Source organism: Denitromonas halophila (assembly GCF_007625155.1).
GTDB classification, from domain to species: Bacteria; Pseudomonadota; Gammaproteobacteria; order Burkholderiales; family Rhodocyclaceae; genus Nitrogeniibacter; species Nitrogeniibacter halophilus.
On sequence record NZ_VMNK01000015.1, the window covers coordinates 476,957 to 495,927 of the forward strand.

Below are 18,971 nucleotides of genomic sequence, written 5' to 3' on the forward strand. Positions count from 1 at the left end.
CTCAGTGTGTGCAGCGCCTTAAACGGCTTGCTTGAGGCTGGCCTCGATGAAGTCGTCCAGATCGCCGTCGAGCACGGCCTGGGTGTTGCCGACTTCGTAGTTGGTACGCAGATCCTTGATACGTGACTGGTCGAGCACGTAAGAGCGAATCTGGTGGCCCCAGCCGATGTCGCTCTTGGCGTCTTCGAGCGCCTGCGCCTCGCTCTGGCGCTTGCGCAGCTCCAGCTCGTAGAGCTTGGCCTTGAGCATCTTCCAGGCTTCGTCCTTGTTGCGGTGCTGCGAGCGGTCGTTCTGGCACTGCACGACAATGCCGGTCGGGTTGTGCGTCAGACGCACGGCCGAGTCGGTCTTGTTGATGTGCTGACCGCCCGCACCCGAGGCGCGGTAAGTGTCGGTACGCACATCGGCCGGGTTGATGTCGATCTCGATGGAATCGTCGATTTCCGGGTAGATCGACACCGAACAAAAGCTGGTGTGGCGGCGTGCGTTGGAGTCGAAGGGCGACTTGCGTACCAAGCGGTGAATGCCGTTTTCGGTGCGCAAAAAACCGAAGGCATACTCGCCCGTGACCTTGATGGTCGCGCTCTTGATGCCGGCCACTTCGCCGTCGGATTCTTCGAGCAGTTCGGTGGTGAAGCCCTTGCGCTCGCAATAGCGCAGATACATGCGTTCGAGCATGCCGGCCCAGTCCTGGGCTTCGGTGCCGCCGGCGCCGGCCTGGATATCGATGAAGCAGGCGTTCTCGTCCATGGGGCCGGAGAACATGCGACGGAATTCGAGGCCGCCCACGATCTCTTCGAGCGCCTTGGCGTCGGTCTCGATGGCTTCGAGCGTGTCATCGTCGCCTTCGGACTCGGCCATCTCGAACAGATCGATCAGGTCGCCCGACTGCTGGGCGACGTGTTGCAGCGTCACCACCACGCCTTCGAGCAGCTTCTTTTCCTTGCCCAGGGCCTGACCGCGCGCAGCGTCGTTCCAGACGGCGGGGTCTTCGAGGGCGATGTTAACTTCTTCTAGTTTTGAGGCTTTTTCATCGTAGTCAAAGATACCTCCGAAGTTCTTCCCCGCGGCGCTTCAAGTCCGCAAGGGCTTCGGCGATGTCGTTGATGCGTTCTGCGTCCATGGTCGGGGGCTCCGGCTGTTCAATGCAAACCGCGCATTATACAGGCAGCGCTCCCGCGATCGGCAGCTTACTGGGCAAGACTCGCGTAGGCGATGGGTGTGCCGTTCGGGTTGGTGATGGTGGCCAGTGCGCGATAAGCCTTGGCCTGTACGACATCGGGCAAGCGCACGAAATTGGCGTGATTGGCCAGTTCGTCGCCATGCATGAAGGCCCAGGTAAAAAAGCGTAGTGTGGCGAGGCCGGCGACGTCGTCCATGACCTTGGGCAGCAGCACGAAGGTGCCCATGGTGATCGGCCAACTTGCGCTGCCGCCCTGGTCGGTGAGTGTCTGAGTAAAGTCCCCCCGGCTGTGCCAGACGCTTGCATTGAGCGCGGCGCGGAAGCTGTCGATGCCTGGCGTGACAAAGTGTCCGGCGCGGTTCTTCATGTCGACCGTGCGCAGGCCGCCCTTGAGTACATAGGTGAAGTCCACATAGCCAATGGCGCCCGGCGTCGCCATGACCGTGCTGACCACGCCACCGCTGCCCTTGGCGGGGAGCACTTTGCCCGACCAGGCGATCAGCGTATTCGCGCCAAAGCGGCTCTGCCAGTCGGGGCTGACCTTGGCGAGATAGTCGGTGAAATTGTAGGTCGTACCCGAGCCGTCGCTGCGCGTGACCACGCGGATTTCCGATGCGGGCAGTTCGCCCTCGGGGTTGAGTCGGTGGATCGCGGGATCGTTCCAGTGGGTGATTTGCCCCATGAAAATCGCCGCCAGAGTCGGGCCGTCAAGTCGCAAGGCCGGCTTGAAGCCGGGCAGGTTGATGATCGGCGCGATACCACTGACTACGGTCGGAATGACGATCAGGCCATCTTTGGCCAGTACGTCTTGGGGTGGGGCGAGATCCGATGCGCCGAAATCGACCGCCCGTACCTGAATGGCATTGAGCCCTTTCGACGACCCGACGGGTGCGTAGTCGATGGCACTGCCGCCGCGTTTGGCAAAGGCCTCTGACCACGCCTGATACACCAGTTTGGCGGCGGAGGACCCCGCACCCCGAACGGTGTGTGTGTCGGCACGAAGTGGCACGCTGAAACTTAATAACAGTGATAAAAGGCAGGCGAGGGTGGTACGAAGGATCACGGTCATGGACTCATACGAAAGCGATACGAAGGGCGTGATTCTCGTAACACTTCGTGACAAATGCGTGACCGCGTCAGAAATTGCTTCTGCTCAGCGGACCGCAACGCCCTTGACGAGTGCCCATACGGCCATGCCGGGTTGCAGGGCGAGTCGTTGGCGTGAGTGCCGTGTGATGCGTGCCAGCAGCACCGCCTTGCCAACCCGCAGACGCACAAGGCAATGTGCCGGGTTCGGGTCGTCGTTGATGTCGACGATGTCCGCACGCAGATGATTGATTACGCTGCTGTCGGTGGGTGCGCTCATGGCGATTGCCACATCACGGGCAGCAATTCGGACGCGTGCGCTGACATCGATGGGCCGCGCTACCGTGCTGACCAGCAGTTCGCCGCCGTCGAAGGCGAGCCGGGTCAGGTGTTCGTGTGCAAGGTGCTCGACAACCCGCGCCTGCAGAACGACGCCGGCGTGCGCGCCATGCGCGAGCGGCAGGTCGCAGCGGGTGAGTATCGTGTTGGTTGGACCATCGGCAATCAGGCGACCTGCCGACATCAGCAACAGATGGTCGGCGAGGCGGGTGATTTCTTCGATTGAGTGGCTCACGTAGATGATCGGAATGCCGAGTCGCTCGGGGAGCTGCTCCAGTGTATCGAGAATGGCGTCGCGGCCGTCAGCATCTACCGCGGACAGCGGCTCGTCCATCAGCAGTAAGCGCGGCTGTGCCAGTAGTGCACGGGCGATGGCAACGCGTTGGCGCTCGCCACCAGACAGGTGCGACGGCAGGCGGTCGAGCAGGTGGCCGATGCCTAGCCAGTCCACGGCGTCGTGAAAGCCAATGGTTCGATCCGGAACCCGTGCTCGCGTCAGCCCGAAGCTGAGGTTCTCGCGGACATTCAAATGGGTAAATAGGCTCGCCTCCTGAAAAACATAGGCCAGCGGGCGTTGATGCGTTGGCAGGCGCCGCTTGTGGGTGTCGTCTTGCCAGCAGCTTGCGCCGAGGCGGATTTGGCCACGGCCAGTCGCTTCGAGCCCGGCAAGCATACGCAGGAGCGTGGTCTTGCCTGAGCCGGATGCACCAAACAAGGCCGTGACGCCTGTCGCGGGTAGCGTTGCGGCAGCCCGAATCTTCAGTTGGGGCAGGTCGAGCGCGAGATCAAAACACAGGGCGCTGTTGCCGCTCATCGTTGTGCCTGACGATCGTTGAGGGTGTGGAGCGCGAGCAACACCAGAAACGAGAAAACCAGCAAGCCACCCGCGAGCCAGTGCGCCTGCGTGTACTCCAGAGCCTCGACATGATCGTAGATCTGGATGGCGACGACACGTGTTTCGTTCGGGATATTGCCGCCGATCATCAGCACCACGCCGAATTCACCGACCGTGTGAGCGAAGCCGAGTACGGTGGCGGTCAGAAAGCCTGGGCGGGCCAGCGGGAAAACCACCGAGAAAAAGGCGTCGAGCGGCCGCGCTCCTAGGGTGGCGGCGACTTCCAGCGGGCGCGGGCCAATGGCGATAAAGGCATCGCGGATCGGCTGGACAACGAAGGGCAAAGAGTAAATCAGCGAGCCGATGACCAGCCCGGCAAAGGTAAAGGGCAGGGCGCCAAGGCCGATCTCGGAGGTCAGGCGACCAAGCGGGCCGTTAGGGCCCATCGCAACCAGCAAATAGAAACCGAGCACGGTCGGCGGCAGGATCAGCGGCAGGGCAACCAGCGCATTCACCGCGCCGCGCCATCGTGCGCGCGAATGCGCCAGCCACCACGCCAGCGGCGTGCCGAAGAGCAGCAGCAAGACGGTGGTGGTGAACGCCAGCCGGAGCGTGAGCCATATGGCATCGAGATCCGATGGGCTGAGGTATTGGCTCATTCCGTGTCGTAGCCGTGCTGGCGGATGATCCGCCGTGCCGCGTCGCTTTGCAGAAAGCGCATGAAGTCGTGTGCGGCGGGGTTGTCTTTTGCGCGTGACAAGACAATGGCGGCCTGCCGGATGGGGGGGTGCATGTCGGCGGGCACCCGCCAGCCTGATCCACGAATGAATTGGCCGTTTTGGCTGACTTGAGACCAGGCCACAAATCCGTACGCGGCGTTGCCTGTGGCAACGAACTGGAAGGTTTGCCCGATATTCTCACCTTGCACCAAGCGGGGTTTCAGCGTGTTGGTGAAGCCGAGCGCGGCGATGACTGCGGCAGCAGCGGTACCGTAAGGCGCGGTTTTCGGATTGGCGATCGCCACGCGCCCGCCGTCGGGAGATCGCAGTACGTCAGGGCTGATGTGTTGCGCGTCTTTTGCGCTCCAAAGCACCAGGCGCCCGATGGCGTAAACCAAACGACTTCCCTGAACGCCGAGTCCTTCGTCTTCGAGGCGCATCGGTCGATCTTCATCCGCGGACAAGAAGACATCAAACGGTGCGCTGCGCTGGATCTGGGCGTATAACTTGCCGGTCGAGCCGGTAGATGCGCGCATCTGGTGGCCGGTCGCCGCGGTAAATGCCGGGGCAATGGCTTCAATCGGTTTGATGAAATTCGAGGCGACCGCGACCGTGAGCTCACCGCCGTGTGCCAACGGTGCAATCAATAGCGACAGGATGGCGCATAGCGGGCGAACGGTTCTGGGCACGGTGGCTTCGGGTAATCGTTATTGTTGGCAAACGATAACGCATTTTGCCAAGCGGCGGATCAAATCCAGATCAACCCGTTTGTCGATAACGCATGGGGTGTTGCGAAAAACAGCTCCGCCAGCGGATGGGGTGATTGCTCAGTCAGCACCGAGCTTGCGTGTTGTTGCGATGCCGCTCAGGTCTTGTCCCGCATCAGGCGGCCTTTCTCGCGCTCCCACTCGCGGGCTTTTTCGGTCTCTCGCTTGTCGTGCTGCTTTTTGCCCTTGGCCAGGCCGACCGAGGCTTTGATCCGGCCTTTTGAGTAGTGCAAGTCCAGCGGCACCAGGGTGTAGCCGGCGCGCTCGACCTGGCCAATGAGGCGATCGATCTGCGCTGCATGGAGCAGCAGTTTGCGGGTACGGACCGGATCGGCATGGATGTGTGTCGAGGCCGAGGTGAGGGGCGTGATGTGCATGCCGAGAATGAAGATCGCACCATCGCGGATCAGCACATAGGCTTCCTTGATGTTGGCGCGGCCTGCGCGGATCGCCTTCACTTCCCAGCCCTCGAGTACGAGGCCGGCTTCGATCTTCTCTTCAATGAAGTAGTCGTGGAAAGCTTTGCGATTGTCGATGATGCTCATGACGTCCCGGTCGGCCATATCGGCCAGCATGCGGTAAAATCGGGCATTCTAGCAGTTCCGCTATCTTCCGCCCCGAACACATGGCCGCCGTCAAAAAAGTTGTCCTGATCGAATTCACCCCTGCCGAGATGTTCGCGCTCGTCGACCAGGTCGAGGACTATCCCAAGTTCTTGCCGTGGTGTGGCGGGACCGAGCTGATCGAGCGCAGCGATACGCTGACCGCCGCGACGCTGCATATCAACTACCACGGCATCAAGGCGCATTTTTCAACCGAGAACACCAAGCTGCCGCCGCGGGAGATGCACATCCGCCTCAAGGAAGGCCCGTTCGAACACCTTGACGGAGGCTGGGTCTTCACGCCGCTGGGCGATACCGCTTGCAAGGTCGAGTTCAGCCTCAACTACCAGTTTGCCAGCCGTTTGCTCGAGAAAGTGCTCGGGCCGGTCTTCAATCATATTGCCAACACCTTCGTCGACGCCTTCGTGAAGCGCGCCGGGCAGGTCTATCGGAGCACCTGATTTCATGGCTGAACAGATTTCCGTCGAAGTGGTGTACGCGCTGCGCGAGCGTCAGGATGTGGTGCGGGTCAAGGTGCCGGAAGGCGCGACGGCACAGGATGCAATCGAGGCTTCCGGTCTGCTGCAGAAATATCCCGAAATCGATTTGAGCGGCGCCAACAAGGTGGGGATCTACGCCAAGCTAGCGCCCCCGTCGAGCGTGTTGCGAGAGCGCGATCGCGTCGAAATCTATCGTCCCCTGATTGCCGATCCGAAAGAGGTGCGCCGCAAGCGGGCCAAAGAGGGCAAGGCCATGACGAAAGGCGGTGGCGACGACAAGACGTCGGCGGACGAAGCGCAGTAAGTCGGCCGGCAATAAACCTAGATTTAAAGAAAAGGCCCCGGGTTGTTGGGGCCTTTTCTTATTGGGTGCTCGGTGTGCGAATGGTCGGCAAGCTTACTCGCAGGCTCGTTTCATGACGTTTCGGCTGCGTTCCATTTCTTCGGCGCGACCGGCGTCGTCCAGCACTTCGCGCTCGCCGGCGTTGTTGATGCGTTGCACGCGCCCACCGCTTTCGAGCAGTTTGAGCTGGGCGCTGGCCTGTTCGCAGGCTTCTTTCTTGCGGCGTGCCTGCTCGGCTTCTTCGTTGGCCTTGGCGGTGTTTTCAGCCGCCTCGGCTTTGCGCTTGGAGAAGTCGGCATTTTTTTCGGCCCATGTGGTGGGGGCGTCGGCGGTGCTCTGTGCTGCGCCACCGGCCGGCGGTGTGCTGCTTGTGCGAGGACCGGTCCGGATGCCGGTTGCCTTGGCTTCTACGCCAGCCGGCGGCGTATCGGAAAAGTGGCGCTTTCCGTTGGCGTCAGTCCATTCATAGACCTGGCCGGCAAAAACGATGCTCGAAGCCAGTGTCAGGAGAAGTAGCGGTGAGTAGCGAAGTCGCATTGAGATCAAGCCTTGCAGGATTGAGTGTTCAATCGGTCAGGGCCAGCGCGAAAAGGCCTTGCGCCGATGGTCAATGTCATTGTAATCGGATCTGTGCCCTTGGGCGGAAACGAAATGGCTGTGCGGTGTGTCCATGGCATCAGCCCGCTTCGTCGGAGGCGTGGTCTGGTCAGTCGCGGAACGCCAAAAGCGCGAGTTTCCTACGCGGGACTCAACAGACTGTAGATCCATCTGTATAATACGGATTTGGTTGAAAGGATTATAGCCATGCGCGTGATTCAGAAGGCGCTGACGTTCGATGACGTCCTTCTTGTCCCCGCCCATTCCGACGTCCTCCCCAAGGATGTCAGCCTCCAAACGCAGCTGACCCGGAACGTTCGCTTGAACATTCCGCTGGTGTCGGCCGCCATGGATACGGTCACCGAAGCCCGGCTCGCGATTGCGCTCGCCCAGGAAGGCGGAATCGGCATTGTTCACAAGAATTTCTCGGCCAAGCAACAGGCGGCCGAGGTTGCCAAGGTCAAGCGGTTTGAGTCCGGCGTCCTGAAGGACCCGATCACGATTCCGTCCGACATGAGCGTCCGTGAGGTCGTTGCCCTGACGCGCCTCAACAAGTTCTCGGGCTTGCCGGTGGTCGATGATGGCAAGGTGGTGGGTATTGTCACCAACCGCGACCTGCGTTTCGAGATCAATCTGGATCAGCCGGTGTCGTCGATCATGACGCCGCGTGAGCGACTGATTACAGTGCCCGAGGGCGAAAGCCTCGAGGTGGCGCAGAAGCTGATGCACAAGCACCGACTTGAGCGTGTGCTGGTCATCAACGGCTCTGACGAGCTGCGCGGTCTGATCACCGTCAAGGACATGCTCAAGTCGACCGAGCACCCCAATGCCGCCAAGGATGAGCACGGCCGTTTGCGCTGTGGCGCCGCAGTGGGTGTGGGTGAAGGTACCGAAGAGCGGGTCGAGCGTCTGGCAGAGGCCGGCGTCGACGTCATCGTGGTGGATACCGCGCACGGTCACTCGCGAGGCGTGCTTGAGCGGATTCGCTGGGTGAAGAAGAACTTCCCGCACGTCGAGGTGATTGGCGGCAATATCGCCACGGGCGATGCCGCACTGGCCTTGCTGGACGCGGGTGTCGATGGTGTCAAGGTCGGCATCGGGCCGGGCTCGATCTGCACCACGCGCATCGTGGCCGGCGTGGGTGTGCCGCAGATCACTGCCATTTCCAATGTGTGCAAGGCGCTGGCCGGCACTGGCGTACCGATGATCGCCGACGGCGGCATCCGGTATTCCGGTGATATCGCCAAGGCGATCGCGGCCGGTGGCAATGCGGTGATGCTCGGTGGCTTGTTTGCTGGCACGGAAGAAGCGCCGGGTGAAACCGTGTTGTATCAGGGCCGCTCGTACAAGTCCTACCGCGGCATGGGTTCGCTGGGGGCGATGCAGCAGGGCTCTGCCGATCGTTACTTCCAGGACGCTTCGTCCAATACCGACAAGCTCGTGCCTGAGGGTATCGAAGGTCGGGTGCCTTACAAAGGCCCGGTGACCGCGGTGATCCACCAATTGATCGGTGGTTTGCGCGCCTCGATGGGTTATGTGGGCGCGGCGAGCATCCCCTTGATGTACGAGCGTGCACAGTTTGTCGAGATTACCTCGGCCGGTGTGCGTGAGTCGCATGTCCATGATGTGCAGATCACCAAGGAAGCGCCCAACTACCACGTGGATTGATCCGCATACCGTTTGCACAAGGCGGCTTCGGCCGCCTTTTTTCCATTTCCAGCTGAGCGAAAACCATGGCGCATCAGAAAATCCTCATCCTTGATTTCGGTTCCCAGTTCACCCAGTTGATCGCCCGTCGTGTGCGCGAACAACAGGTGTATTGCGAAATTCACCCCTGCGACGTGTCCGACGAGTTTCTGCGCAATTTTGGCGCGGACGGCATCATCCTCTCGGGTGGTCCGAATTCGGTGTACAGCGAGATCGAAAGCGCACCGCAGGCCGTATTCGAACTCGGCAAACCGGTGTTCGGCATCTGCTATGGCATGCAGACCATGGCCGCGCAACTCGGTGGCAAGGTCGAAAGCTCCGAAACCCGCGAGTTCGGCTATGCCGAGGTGCGCGCCCAGGGGCATTCGAAGCTGTTCGAGAACATCCAGGACCGCAGCAACGACCAAGGCCACGGCCTGCTGGATGTGTGGATGAGCCATGGCGACAAGGTGACCGAACTGCCACCGGGTTTTCGCCTGATCGGCAGCAACGCATCCACGCCGATTGCGGCAATGGCAGACGAAGAGCGCGGCTTCTATGGCGTGCAGTTTCACCCCGAAGTGACTCACACCCTCAAGGGCAAGGACATCATCACCCGCTTTGTGCACGACATCTGCGGTTGCGGTCATGACTGGAACATGCCCGACTACGTGGCCGAAGCCGTCGCGGCCATCCGCGAGCAGGTGGGTGATGAGGAAGTGATTCTCGGTTTGTCGGGCGGTGTGGATTCTTCCGTGGCGGCTGCGCTGATTCACCGTGCGATCGGTGACCAGCTGACCTGCGTGTTTGTCGACAACGGTTTGCTGCGTCTGAACGAGGCCGAGCAGGTGATGCTTACCTTTGGCCGTAACCTGGGCGTCAAGGTCATCCATGTGGATGCGACCGAGCAGTTCCTCGGCCATCTCGTGGGCGTGAGTGACCCGGAGCAGAAGCGCAAGATCATCGGTCGAGAGTTTGTTGAGGTTTTTCAGGCGCAAGCCGAGAAGCTGCCCAAGGCGCGCTGGCTGGCGCAGGGTACCATTTACCCTGACGTGATCGAATCGGCCGGCGGCAAGAACAAGAAGGCCCACACCATCAAGAGCCACCACAACGTCGGTGGCCTGCCCGAGACGCTCAACCTGAAGCTGCTTGAGCCGCTGCGCGAGCTGTTCAAGGATGAGGTGCGTGAGCTGGGCATTGCCCTGGGCCTGCCGCACGACATGGTTTACCGCCACCCCTTCCCGGGGCCGGGCCTGGGCGTACGCATCCTTGGTGAGGTCAAGAAGGAATTCGCCGACCTGCTGCGTCGTGCCGATGCCATCTTCATTGACGAGCTGCGCGCTGCCGACTGGTACGAAAAGACCTCCCAGGCCTTTGCCGTCTTCCTGCCGGTCAAGAGTGTCGGCGTGATGGGCGACGGCCGCACCTACGAGTATGTGGTTGCCTTGCGTGCCGTGCAGACGCAGGATTTTATGACGGCATTGTGGGCCGAATTGCCGCATACGCTGCTGGCGCGGGTCAGCAACAGGATCATCAACGAAGTGCGCGGCATCAACCGGGTGGTGTACGACATCTCCGGCAAACCGCCAGCGACGATCGAGTGGGAGTGAACTGACGAAGCCTGGCGCCTGAAAACGCCAGGCTTTTTTCTCACTTGCAGCAAGATTCTTCAAGCATTTTGGTTTGCGGGGCCTTTGCGCCCAAACACCTTCCTCCCGCGCGGGCAAATTTGCCGAATGCATGTGGCTACGAGTCGGCCCATGTGATCAGCGTCAACCGCTCGCCCCAGTCTGCAACTCCCACCCCTAGCGATTCATGGCCACGACAGGTGGTTCTGGCAGGGGCGTCGATCGCTGTGTGCGCCAGCAGACAGACGATGATGCGCTCTCGACCTAAGCTCCAGCAATCTAAGCCGGCATGGGCGAACTGCGAGCCACATCTGCAGCAAGAATATTGATGTGCTGCCTGTGTTCATACATCGACCGACTGTCTGCGAGAACTGACGAGGCACTATCCAAGAGACCATGAATATCGCTGCCATTTCAGATGCCGTTTGCGGGGCGCCCGATGCGCCTTCCCCCGAGACGCCGGATGAAGCAAAAACACCGGTTTCCCCGGCAACGGCGCGGAATAATGTCAGTGCATCCGGTGTCCCGCCTGCAACGGTGATTCGGCAACTGGTGGACGCAGGTGGCGTGTCGCTGGCGATATTGTCAACAGTCGCCGTGGTTTTTGCGTTGAGCTGGGCGCAGAGCTTTGTTATTTCACTGCTGCTTGGCATTCTCTTCGCGTACACGTTGAATCCACTGGTCGTGTGGTTCGAGCGTTTCAGGATCCCCCGTGTTTTCAGCGCCAGCATCGTCATGACAGGCGTTGTCGGTACATTACTGCTTGGCTCCTACGCCTTGCAGGGGCAGGTGCAGAAGATCCTGGCTCAGTTGCCTGAAACCACCAGCCGCTTTTCCGCCGGGCTGGCCAGCATGGGCAAGGGGCAGCAAGAGAACATGCAGAACGTTCAGGCCGCCGCGACCGAGATGGAAAAGGCGACTTCCCAGATGACCGGCATTGCGCCGAAAGCTCGTGCCACCCATGTCGTCATCGATCCGCCGGCCTTCAAACTCAATGACTATCTCTGGGCGGGTTCCAAAGGAGTATTGGGCTTTGCAGGTCAGGCGATCATGGTGGTGTTCCTGGTCTATTTTTTGTTGTTGTCGGCGGACACATTCAAGCGAAAACTGGTGCGGCTCACCGGACCGTCCCTGTCGCGCAGGAAGATCACGGTTAACATCCTTGACGATATAAATAAATCCATCCAGAGCTATATGTTCATGCTGCTGACCACCAATATGCTGGTCGCGCTGCTCGCGTGGCTCGCATTCCGCTGGATTGGGCTGGAAAATGCCGGGGCCTGGGCCGTTGCGGCGGGCTTGCTGCATCTCATTCCGTATTTTGGCCCGGCCGTGACGGCTACGGCGACCGGCATGGCGGCCTTTATACAGTTTGGTGACCTTTCAACGGTACTGCTGGTCGCGGGCGGGTCACTGGCGATTGCGACAGCCGTTGGCACCTTCGTCACGACCTGGATGACCGGAAAGATCGCGAAAATGAATACCGCCGCAATATTCATTTCATTGTTGTTCTGGGGGTGGCTGTGGGGCGTCTGGGGCATGCTGCTCAGCATCCCGATCATCGTTATCGTGAAAGTGGTGTCCCAGAACGTCGTGCAATTGCAACCGGTGGCCGAGCTGCTGGGCGAATAGGTGGTATTTGCGGGCGAATATTTTGCAGAGATGGAGTGGCGTTCAGGATTGAGTGCAGTTCGAATGTTTCGATCTGCAGATTGCTGTCAAGGAGTTCACCATGGCGACTGAAACACAGGAAGCGCGCGACCAGCTGATCGAGGATTTCCAGAAGGTCATTGACGATGCGGAAGAACTGCTCAAGTTAACCGCGAATGAGACCGGTGGAAAAATCGTTGCTGTTCGAGATCGGGCCGAAGAAAATTTACGTGAGGTCCGGCGCAAACTCAATGCGTTGGAGGACGATGTCCTGGTCAAGGCCAAGGCGGCGGCCAAGGCGACTGGGCAGCTTGTGCAAGAAAATCCGTGGCAGGCGGTGGCGATTGCCGGCGCCCTCGGACTACTGCTCGGCATGTTGAGCGGTCGGCGCTAAGCACGTGGCAGACAGCGACAGCAATTCCGAATCGACCACGCCCCGATCGCCGGGGCTATTGGCGTCGCTGCAGCGGCTGTTGGCAAGCGCCGCAGAGGTGCTGCGTACTCGGATGGAAATTCTCTCCACGGAGCTGGAAGAGGAGGGGGGCAGAATCCGGGAGTTGCTTCTCCTCCAGCAAGTGGCCTTGTTTTTCCTCGGCCTTGGCGTGCTGCTTGCGACGTCATTCGTTCTGATGGCGTTCTGGGACGATCATCGATTGGTGGCACTGGGGGTATTCGCTGCGCTCTATCTGAGCGCCGGCGTCGGTGCTGCATGGTTTCTGCGCCGCAAGCTGAAGCACCATCCACGGTTGTTTAACGCGAGCCTGAGCGAACTGCGCAAAGACCGTGAACGGCTGAGCCCGCGACCATGAGCGCACGGAAAGACGATCTGCGCCGCCGCCGTGAGAAGCTGGTGGGGCAGGCGGCGGCGCAGCGCGACGAGATGTCCTCGATCGCAGCGGATCTGCAATCGACGTTTCGATGGGCGGATAGAGGTTTTGCGGTCGGTCAGGTGCTGCGCAGCCATCCGGCACTGGCCATGGCGGCGGGCTCGTTGCTGGTGCGTGTGTCCAGATCCCATTGGTTGGTCAGGGTCGGCCAGGTGTTTACAGCTTGGGAATTATTCAGCATCGTGCGCAAGCGGTGGACGCGAATATAACTTCAGGAAGGCGTGGCCTTCCTGTGGGGGGCGACTCCCGAGGTGTTTCGGTGGCAGCACAATCACCGTGTTTTGTGCAAATGGCACCGGCCTGAAGTCAACGCGGTTGCAGTGAGATGGCCGCAGAAAGCGGAAGCCCGCGATGTCGTCGAAGACCTCGGCCTTGAAGTGGTAGAGATCCCGCGCAAGGGGGGGGGCACACCGTCGCGTGTGCCCCGCTCAACGATGCATTCATATTCCGACAGTCGGTTGGGCGGTGGCGAGCGCCAGAGACAATGCCTGCTCCGGAATGGCGATCTCCTCGGATGGACGGGCGTGCAACTCGTCGTTGAGGGCGAAACGTTGCGGATGGTTGGCAGGGATGGCCATGGTCACGAGGCGATGGTTTCAGCCTTGGCCGGTTGCCGAATGGGGCAACCGGCCGTCGCTTACTTGACGCGCATGTCGTCCTTGACGGACTTCACGCCGCTGACGCCACGTGCGACCTCGATCGCCTTGTCGGCAGCCGCCCGGGTACTCACGAACCCGCTCAGTTGCACCACGCCCTTGAATGTTTCGACGTTGATTTCAGCCGATTTCAGCATGCCGTCGTTGAAGATGGCCGCCTTGACTTTTGAGGTGATGACGCTGTCGTCCATGTATTCACCCATGCCCTCCTGCCTGCTGGTGGAGGCACAGCCGACGGCTGTCACCAGTGTCACTGCCAGAAAAGCGGCCGATAGGTACTTGCCAAATGATTTCATGGTGATTCTCTCCAGAGGCAAATGGAACGGCTTGTTTCGTATCGAAAATGGCCAACTCAGGGGCCTGTTCGCGACGCCGTTGGTCAGGACATCCCGGTTCGCGGCAAGCGTTCATCGAACGCCTCCGCGGCTTGTGTCGAAACCTGTAGGCAGCATAGCCACGCCGGCCGACGGAATCGGTACGCTGGCGCACACAAGGCTGCACCAGCGCGCCGCAGAGCCGCCTGCAGCGGGTTTTCCGAGGCAGGGCGAAACGCGTCATCTGTGTGTGCCAGCGTACTGAACCGCCGTGGCAAGGCGCGTAGCTTTGGCGTCGATGCCGTCAATCGCGCGAGAGCTGCGATTCGGTCATCCAATCCGTGGAGGTCTTGCTATGAACAGCATCATTTATATCGTTGGGCTGGTCGTCGTCGTCCTGGCCGTATTGTCGTTTTTCGGCTTTCGATAAGACGTCGAAATCGCCGCAAGGCGTTTCAGAATTCACCCTGGATGTCGCATCGACATCCAGGACAAAATCCATGCTCTGGATGAACGACATGGCACAAGCCGGCGGCCCGGGCGAGACGGCGGCTGTCGAGCCATGCATGTCGTTCACGAAGGAGCACGATCACATTGACGGTATTGCCGATGGCCACTACCGGGCTTGTCGCCGGCTGCGTTGCCTACGATCGTCCGCAGGTGGACGGCGGGCACCATCGGGACCGCTCATCTGGGTGGACCGGCCGGATCGCGACGATCACCAGGGCGGTGCTGCTGATCGGTGGGACCGGCGTCCGAACGATCACAACGGCTGCCGAGCGCCTCCGCGCGGTCAAACCCCGTATTCGGGCGGTGTGGCGCCTTATTCGCGCTCACAGTCCTGCAAACCATGCACCTGTTGATCGAGCGATAGCGCGAACTCCTTCGCGGGCACGGGATATCCGAACAGATAGCCTTGGGCTTCGTCGCAGTGCTGCGCCAGGAGGAAGGCGAGTTGCTCTTGCGTCTCAACGCCCTCCGCAATGACGCGCCGCTTGAGCTTGATGCCCATGCCGATGACCGCGGAAACGATGCTCGCATCGTCGCCATCGCTGACAATGTCGCGCACGAAGGATTGGTCGATCTTCAGCGTGTCGATGGGGAACTGTTTCAAGTAACTCAGGCTGGAATAGCCAGTACCGAAATCGTCGATGACAAGCGCGATGCCCATGCGCTTGAGGGCGCGCAGCACTGCCATGGACGACTCGGCATTGTGCATGAGCAGCGATTCGGTCAACTCGACCTGCACGAACCGGGGCGGCACACCGGTTTCTTTCAGCGTCCGCGCGAAGCTCGTCAGAAAGTCCTTGTGCCTGAACTCGACCGCCGAGATGTTCACCGCCACCGGCACGGCGTGCCAGCCATTTGCTAGCCAGGTCTGGATTTGCTGGCAAGCTTCCCGGAGCACCCAGCGGCCGATGGGAACGATGAGGCCGCATTCTTCCGCAATCGCCACAAACTGATCGGGAAAGACGAGGCCGAGCTCAGGATCGCGCCAGCGAATCAGCGCTTCGGCCCCGGTCATTTTTCCTGAGACGAGATCCATCTTCGGTTGGTAGTACAACTCGAATTCGTCGTGCTTGAGGGCGCGGTGCAGCCGGCTCTCGACGGCCAGTCGGCGCACGACACGGGCGTTCATTTCGGCGGTGAAAAACTGATGGTTGTTCCGCCCCTTGCTCTTGGCGTGGTACATGGCGGTATCGGCGCTCTGCATCATGGTATCGACGTCGATTCCGTCGACCGGATAGATACCAATGCCAATGCTTGGGGTGACATGCAGTTCGTGCTCACCAACAAGGAAGGGCGCGGCCAGGGAGGTCAGGATTTTTTCGGCAACCCAGACCGTATCCTCGGGTTGATCGATTTCCGGCAGCAGAATCAGAAATTCGTCGCCCCCCAGGCGGCCCACGGTATCGGTGGCGCGCACACATCGGGACAGACGTTCGGCCACGGCCTTGAGCAATTGATCGCCAACGCCGTGGCCCAATGAGTCGTTGATGTTCTTGAAGTGATCCAGATCGATGAAGAGCAGGGCCGCCTGAGCGTGATGCCGGTGGGCCAGGCCGATCGCCTGGGATATCCGTTCGGTCAGCAATACCCGATTGGGGAGGCCGGTGAGAAAATCGTGCTGCGCCAGATGGGCCAGCTTGATCGTCGCCGCCTGGGATTTGCTGACATCGTGAAATACGATCACGGCGCCCGCCACCTGACCGTCGCGGTTGTGGATCGGCGCGGCGGAATCCTCGATAGCCGATTCGGTGCCGTCGCGGCGGATCAACAGGCAATTCGCGGCAAGGCCCACGGTACGGTCCTCCGAGATGGCGCGCTGTGCCGGATTGGGCGCGATCTGACGGGTCGTGCCGTCAACGATCCGGAAGACCTCGGCCAACGGGCGACCCAGCGCATCCGCCAGCGGCCAGCCGGTCATGGTCTCCGCGGCCGAATTCAGGTAGGTCACGTTCCCCAGCATGTTGGTGCTCAGTACGGCGTCGCCGATGGAATTGAGCGTGACCTGAGCGCGCTCCCGCTCGGTGAACAGATCGTCCTCCGCTGCGCGCAGCACCGCTTCGGTCGCTTTTCGCTGACTGATGTCTTCCACGGTTTCCACATGCCCGAGGCACATCGCGCCGTCTTGCGTGACGGCACGGTTGAGACGGGTCCAAACAACGCTTCCGTCCCCGCGCACGAAACGCGCCTCCGCCTGGAAGGGGGTCTGATTCCGTAACGCGTCATGCCACTGGGCGAGCACGCCCGGGCGATCGTCCGGGTGGATAGCCATGCTCCAGTCCGTTCCGTGAGTCTCGCCAAAGTTCAGGCCAGAGATCTTGTGATAGGCGGGATTGGTGTAGATGCATGCCCCCTGATCGTCCGACACGAAGATGCCCAAGGGAGATGCTTCGCTGATCGATCGAAAACGCGCCTCGCTGAGATGCAGCGCTTCCTGGCTCGCCCGGTGTGCGACAAGCGTCGCCAGGGCGGGGAGAAATCGGTCGGCGTCGGCATCGTCGTGGGTGATACGCCCTTGGGTGCCATCGCCGACGACCCGCCATTCAATGCCGCCTTCGTGCTCTGCGCTGAAGCGCACAATCAGCGCATGCGGCGTCGCCTGTCTCAAGGCGGCGACACTCTGATGCCGATCCGGCAGTGCGCTGTCGAGCACGATCACGTCGAATCCGTCCTGATTCAGCCGGGCAAGGGCATCTGCCACCCCCGTTACCCGCTCAACCCGATAGGCGGTGCGATCCGCCGCCGTCAGCGCCAGAGGCATCGTTTCGGCGGCGCAGCGGTCATGCTCGACGAGAAGGAGCCGGAGCGGGGCCGGTTTCACGGCTCAGGGTGTCCGGAGTGTTCCGCGTGCGCCCTCAGCCGGAGCGTGTCGCGCATCGGGCGTCGCTGCACGCCCGTCCGAAGAGCAGCCTCGGTCGCGTGTCTGAGGCCAAGGCGCAGGAAACGTATACGCCCATCCCGGCCGGCTGTGCCCAAACACTCGATCGGCAGTGGCGCATTGTTGGCGATGGCCCCGCCTCTGAACGACACCCGGCTCTGTGCAAAGATGTCGCGGCTCATGTCATGTGTCCTCTCGTCCGATTGTGTTCATCACACAGGCCTCCGCATACCACCGTCGGTGGCTCGGGTGGCGAGGCGATCCTGCGCCGCCGGGAGATCGGAACTCGCGACGGCTTGTATAGGCTAAAGGTGCCATCCGCGAAGATCTGTGCGGTGTCGAACAGAATCCGGGCGGTAACGGCAAGCTTGTTCGATGCGGGGCGCGGTATGCTGTAGGCAGCGGCCCGCTCAATGTCTCGCTGGTCTGTACGAAAGCGCACATACATGGCCTGTCCGGCCTGTTTAAAGTAAAACACGGCGGAAGCCTGGAATGGCTGTCGTTCCGACACGGGCTTTCGCACATTGCTGTGTTTGGAGAACACCCGTGCCTGAAATCCAAGACCCGCGCCAGAATCACCTTCTTGCCGCTTTGCCGGTTGAAGACCGCGAGCGCCTTTTCTCCAAGCTGGAAGAGACCCCGATGCCGCTGGGGCACGTCCTGTACGAATCCGGCGCGCAAATGCGCCATATCTATTTTCCGACCACGGCCATCGTGTCCCTGCTGTATGTGATGGAAGACGGCGCGTCTGCCGAGATCGCCGTGGTCGGCAACGAGGGGGTCGTCGGGGTATCCCTCTTCATGGGCGGCGAAACCACGCCCAGCCGGGCCGTGGTGCAAAGCGCCGGCCTTGCCTACCGTTTGCCGGGGCAGTTGCTCAAGGACGAATTCCTGCGCGCCGGGCCGATGCAGCGCCTGCTGCTGCGCTATACCCAGGCCCTGATCACGCAGATGGCCCAGACGGCCGTGTGCAACCGGCATCACTCCCTGGACCAACAGTTCTGCCGTTGGCTGTTGCTGTCTCTCGACCGTCTGCCCACCAACGAGTTGGTCATGACCCAGGAGCTGATCGCCAACATGCTCGGCGTGCGCCGCGAGGGGGTCACCGAGGCCGCCGGCAACGTGCAGCGGGCGGGTCTGATCGAATACCGCCGGGGCCACATCACGGTGCTGGATCGTGCCGGTCTGGAAGCACGGGCCTGTGAGTGCTACGCGGTGGTGAAGAAGGAGTTCGACCGGCTGTTGCCCTATACAGACTAGCGGCACTGTATGGCAACTTATCCATTCCGGGCTTTCCCCGTGGACAGGAGGGACGCCCCGGGGCCACCAAGCCCGCAGGGTGAGCATCCGTCAAAGCAGCCCAGGCTTCTGGCCGCACGGGAGGCGGAAACCGGCAGCCCCGGTCGCGGCCGCTAGGCGAAATCGCACCCCGGTAGCGGTACCCGTGGGGCGCGGCGCATCGATTACTTCTTGTCGTCGCCCTTGGCGGCATCCTGGATGGCGTCGCCGGCCTTTTCGATCTGTTGTCCGGTTTTTTCCATCGCCTTGTCGACTTCCTTGCCGGCCCGTTCCATCGGGCCTTCGTCCTTCTGGCAGCCGGACAATGCGACGAGCAACGCACCCATGAGCAAGGCTGCGCCAGTGTGTCTTTTAAGTTTCATCATCATGTAGTTCCTCGTGATCCCCTTGGCGCGAAGCCAAGATCCAGGGCAATTCTGTTGACGTTGAGCGTGTTCATATCGTTCCTTCATGGGTGAGCCTGGGCGTGCCGCATCGGTAGGTCGAGCCGGACAA

21 protein-coding genes are annotated in these 18,971 nt (G+C 61.1%); 9 read left to right on the forward strand and 12 right to left on the reverse strand.

All coding sequences use genetic code 11. The features are described 5' to 3' along the window. Positions 1-18 precede the first annotated feature (18 nt). The 6 genes from prfB to smpB form a co-directional block, all read right to left on the reverse strand. Positions 19-1,123 (reverse strand): peptide chain release factor 2 gene (gene prfB / locus FHP91_RS16605; RefSeq protein WP_144310625.1). Its coding sequence is split into 2 segments (ribosomal slippage): positions 19-1,041 and positions 1,043-1,123, totalling 1,104 coding nucleotides; the frame shifts between segments, so codons are not numbered across the junction. A gap of 67 nt (positions 1,124-1,190) precedes the next feature. After that, positions 1,191-2,246, reverse strand: a complete 1,056-nt coding sequence (gene pstS / locus FHP91_RS16610; RefSeq protein WP_222105231.1) for a phosphate ABC transporter substrate-binding protein PstS — start codon at positions 2,244-2,246, stop codon at positions 1,191-1,193. Between the two features lie 90 nt (positions 2,247-2,336). Next, on the reverse strand, positions 2,337-3,422 hold the full coding sequence (gene modC / locus FHP91_RS16615; RefSeq protein WP_144310627.1) for a molybdenum ABC transporter ATP-binding protein: 1,086 nt from the start codon (positions 3,420-3,422) through the stop codon (positions 2,337-2,339). Continuing rightward, entirely contained in the window at positions 3,419-4,102 is a 684-nt protein-coding gene (gene modB / locus FHP91_RS16620) for a molybdate ABC transporter permease subunit (protein WP_144310628.1), read from the reverse strand. The genes modC and modB overlap by 4 nt, the downstream gene beginning before the upstream one ends. Continuing rightward, positions 4,099-4,809 carry a molybdate ABC transporter substrate-binding protein gene (gene modA, locus FHP91_RS16625; RefSeq protein WP_246116343.1) on the reverse strand — a complete coding sequence of 237 codons (711 nt, stop codon included), beginning with the start codon at positions 4,807-4,809 and terminating at the stop codon, positions 4,099-4,101. The genes modB and modA overlap by 4 nt, the downstream gene beginning before the upstream one ends. Positions 4,810-5,027: 218 nt before the next feature. Next, positions 5,028-5,474 carry an SsrA-binding protein SmpB gene (smpB, locus tag FHP91_RS16630; RefSeq protein ID WP_144310714.1) on the reverse strand — a complete coding sequence of 149 codons (447 nt, stop codon included), beginning with the start codon at positions 5,472-5,474 and terminating at the stop codon, positions 5,028-5,030. Between the two features lie 80 nt (positions 5,475-5,554). Between smpB and FHP91_RS16635 the strand changes: the two genes are divergently transcribed. Then, entirely contained in the window at positions 5,555-5,992 is a 438-nt protein-coding gene (locus FHP91_RS16635) for a type II toxin-antitoxin system RatA family toxin (protein WP_144310630.1), read from the forward strand. Positions 5,993-5,996: 4 nt separating this feature from the next. Then, positions 5,997-6,335: an RnfH family protein gene (locus FHP91_RS16640; RefSeq protein ID WP_144310631.1), complete on the forward strand. Its 339-nt coding sequence runs from the start codon at positions 5,997-5,999 to the stop codon at positions 6,333-6,335. A gap of 93 nt (positions 6,336-6,428) precedes the next feature. Here the strand turns inward: FHP91_RS16640 and FHP91_RS16645 are convergent, their stop codons facing one another. After that, positions 6,429-6,911, reverse strand: a complete 483-nt coding sequence (locus FHP91_RS16645; protein ID WP_144310632.1) for a DUF4124 domain-containing protein — start codon at positions 6,909-6,911, stop codon at positions 6,429-6,431. A gap of 267 nt (positions 6,912-7,178) precedes the next feature. Here FHP91_RS16645 and guaB point away from each other — a divergent pair, with 267 nt between their 5' ends. The 6 genes from guaB (at position 7,179) to FHP91_RS16675 (ending at position 13,031) form a co-directional block, all read left to right on the forward strand. Then, complete coding sequence (gene guaB / locus FHP91_RS16650) at positions 7,179-8,639, forward strand: IMP dehydrogenase (protein WP_144310633.1); 1,461 nt, start codon at positions 7,179-7,181, stop codon at positions 8,637-8,639. A gap of 65 nt (positions 8,640-8,704) precedes the next feature. Beyond that, positions 8,705-10,267, forward strand: coding sequence for a glutamine-hydrolyzing GMP synthase (gene guaA / locus FHP91_RS16655; protein ID WP_144178399.1), 1,563 nt, complete (start codon positions 8,705-8,707; stop codon positions 10,265-10,267). 414 nt (positions 10,268-10,681) lie between these two features. Further along, positions 10,682-11,917 carry an AI-2E family transporter gene (locus FHP91_RS16660; RefSeq protein WP_144310634.1) on the forward strand — a complete coding sequence of 412 codons (1,236 nt, stop codon included), beginning with the start codon at positions 10,682-10,684 and terminating at the stop codon, positions 11,915-11,917. Between the two features lie 100 nt (positions 11,918-12,017). Next, the gene (locus FHP91_RS16665; protein WP_144310635.1) at positions 12,018-12,329 is read left to right on the forward strand and encodes a DUF883 family protein; all 312 of its coding nucleotides are present in this window, start codon (positions 12,018-12,020) and stop codon (positions 12,327-12,329) included. Between the two features lie 4 nt (positions 12,330-12,333). Next, entirely contained in the window at positions 12,334-12,744 is a 411-nt protein-coding gene (locus FHP91_RS16670) for a phage holin family protein (RefSeq protein ID WP_144310636.1), read from the forward strand. Continuing rightward, a complete protein-coding gene (locus tag FHP91_RS16675) occupies positions 12,741-13,031 on the forward strand; it encodes a YqjK family protein (protein ID WP_144310637.1) in 291 nt (96 codons plus the stop codon). The genes FHP91_RS16670 and FHP91_RS16675 overlap by 4 nt, the downstream gene beginning before the upstream one ends. Before the next feature lie 231 nt (positions 13,032-13,262). Here FHP91_RS16675 and FHP91_RS16680 read toward each other — a convergent pair whose 3' ends face one another. From FHP91_RS16680 to FHP91_RS16690, 4 genes are all read right to left on the reverse strand, one after another. Then, entirely contained in the window at positions 13,263-13,400 is a 138-nt protein-coding gene (locus FHP91_RS16680) for a DUF3422 family protein (protein ID WP_144310715.1), read from the reverse strand. Positions 13,401-13,459: 59 nt separating this feature from the next. After that, entirely contained in the window at positions 13,460-13,774 is a 315-nt protein-coding gene (locus FHP91_RS16685; protein WP_144310638.1) for a BON domain-containing protein, read from the reverse strand. A gap of 322 nt (positions 13,775-14,096) precedes the next feature. Further along, the gene (locus FHP91_RS21185) at positions 14,097-14,369 is read right to left on the reverse strand and encodes a hypothetical protein (protein ID WP_186301593.1); all 273 of its coding nucleotides are present in this window, start codon (positions 14,367-14,369) and stop codon (positions 14,097-14,099) included. 246 nt (positions 14,370-14,615) lie between these two features. Then, positions 14,616-17,120 (reverse strand): EAL domain-containing protein, encoded by a 2,505-nt coding sequence (locus FHP91_RS16690; protein ID WP_246116344.1) that lies wholly within the window; start codon positions 17,118-17,120, stop codon positions 14,616-14,618. Positions 17,121-17,723: 603 nt separating this feature from the next. On the opposite strand from FHP91_RS16690, the gene FHP91_RS16695 reads away from it, so the two are divergent. Continuing rightward, on the forward strand, positions 17,724-18,437 hold the full coding sequence (locus FHP91_RS16695; RefSeq protein WP_246116345.1) for a Crp/Fnr family transcriptional regulator: 714 nt from the start codon (positions 17,724-17,726) through the stop codon (positions 18,435-18,437). Between the two features lie 203 nt (positions 18,438-18,640). Here FHP91_RS16695 and FHP91_RS16700 read toward each other — a convergent pair whose 3' ends face one another. Next, entirely contained in the window at positions 18,641-18,844 is a 204-nt protein-coding gene (locus tag FHP91_RS16700; protein ID WP_222105233.1) for a hypothetical protein, read from the reverse strand. Positions 18,845-18,971: the final 127 nt, after the last annotated feature.

What these genes read in the sequence shown, in the direction of transcription:
- FHP91_RS16675 (WP_144310637.1), top strand. Translation starts at nt 12,741, where the DNA reads ATGAGCGCACGGAAAGACGATCTGCGCCGCCGCCGTGAGAAGCTGGTG.
- FHP91_RS16680 (WP_144310715.1), bottom strand. Translation starts at nt 13,400, where the DNA reads ATGGCCATCCCTGCCAACCATCCGCAACGTTTCGCCCTCAACGACGAG.
- guaB (WP_144310633.1), top strand. Translation starts at nt 7,179, where the DNA reads ATGCGCGTGATTCAGAAGGCGCTGACGTTCGATGACGTCCTTCTTGTC.
- modC (WP_144310627.1), bottom strand. Translation starts at nt 3,422, where the DNA reads ATGAGCGGCAACAGCGCCCTGTGTTTTGATCTCGCGCTCGACCTGCCC.
- smpB (WP_144310714.1), bottom strand. Translation starts at nt 5,474, where the DNA reads ATGAGCATCATCGACAATCGCAAAGCTTTCCACGACTACTTCATTGAA.
- FHP91_RS16665 (WP_144310635.1), top strand. Translation starts at nt 12,018, where the DNA reads ATGGCGACTGAAACACAGGAAGCGCGCGACCAGCTGATCGAGGATTTC.
- FHP91_RS16660 (WP_144310634.1), top strand. Translation starts at nt 10,682, where the DNA reads ATGAATATCGCTGCCATTTCAGATGCCGTTTGCGGGGCGCCCGATGCG.
- guaA (WP_144178399.1), top strand. Translation starts at nt 8,705, where the DNA reads ATGGCGCATCAGAAAATCCTCATCCTTGATTTCGGTTCCCAGTTCACC.
- FHP91_RS16640 (WP_144310631.1), top strand. Translation starts at nt 5,997, where the DNA reads ATGGCTGAACAGATTTCCGTCGAAGTGGTGTACGCGCTGCGCGAGCGT.
- FHP91_RS16645 (WP_144310632.1), bottom strand. Translation starts at nt 6,911, where the DNA reads ATGCGACTTCGCTACTCACCGCTACTTCTCCTGACACTGGCTTCGAGC.
- FHP91_RS16685 (WP_144310638.1), bottom strand. Translation starts at nt 13,774, where the DNA reads ATGAAATCATTTGGCAAGTACCTATCGGCCGCTTTTCTGGCAGTGACA.
- FHP91_RS16700 (WP_222105233.1), bottom strand. Translation starts at nt 18,844, where the DNA reads ATGATGATGAAACTTAAAAGACACACTGGCGCAGCCTTGCTCATGGGT.
- FHP91_RS16635 (WP_144310630.1), top strand. Translation starts at nt 5,555, where the DNA reads ATGGCCGCCGTCAAAAAAGTTGTCCTGATCGAATTCACCCCTGCCGAG.
- modB (WP_144310628.1), bottom strand. Translation starts at nt 4,102, where the DNA reads ATGAGCCAATACCTCAGCCCATCGGATCTCGATGCCATATGGCTCACG.